Genomic DNA, 688 nt, shown 5'->3' on the forward strand with positions numbered 1-688 from the left:
AGTGTTGTCAATATCTGTACCATCAGAGTTAACAACTACTTTAACAGGCTTAGGATCATTTTCAACATGGTTAGTAACCGTGTTGGTCTTGTAGCCTTGGTCGTCGTTGACCTGGTTCATAGTGTTAGTTAAATCACCAGTAGCATCAGCCTTAACAACAGAATTGAATGAAACAGTAAGCTTTTGACCTTTGTAGGCTTCTAAGAACTTAGCTTTGTCTTTAGGAGTAACAACCCACTTACCGTCTTTGTCATTCCAGTTAACATCTAATTGACTTGTAATGTCCTTACCAGACTTGTCAGTAACCTTCAAAGTCTTTTGGTTAGCTGTAATCTTAGTTTGGTCGTAGTCATCATCGAATGACCAGTTGTGGCTTAATTCTTCCTTAGTAAATACGTGATTTGCTAATTCGGATAAGTCCCAAGTACCAGTGTAAGTTACAGTTTGCCCGTGAGAAACAGAAGTCTTATCAATGTTAGTGCCATCAGAGTTGACAACAACTTTAACTGGAGCAGGGTTAGGTTCAACGTGGTTAGTAACTGTATTAGTCTTGTAACCATGACCGTCATTAGTTTGTACAATAGAGTTCTTGAGATCACCAGTAGCATTATCCTTAACAGTTGCCTTAAAGGTAACTGTAAGTTTTTGACCCTTGTATGCATTTAAGAACTTAGCATTGTCAAGAGGA

Annotated in this window: 1 protein-coding gene; it reads right to left on the minus strand. The window is 38.4% G+C overall.

Annotated features, from left to right (window positions below; translation table 11 throughout):
- Positions 1 to 688, minus strand: a 688-nt coding sequence (locus tag JCM10991_RS14165; protein WP_035189177.1) for an adhesin isopeptide-forming adherence domain-containing protein, incomplete at both ends; no start/stop codon positions are given.

It is taken from the genome of Ligilactobacillus equi DSM 15833 = JCM 10991, assembly GCF_000615765.1.
Taxonomy (GTDB): Bacteria; Bacillota; Bacilli; order Lactobacillales; family Lactobacillaceae; genus Ligilactobacillus; species Ligilactobacillus equi.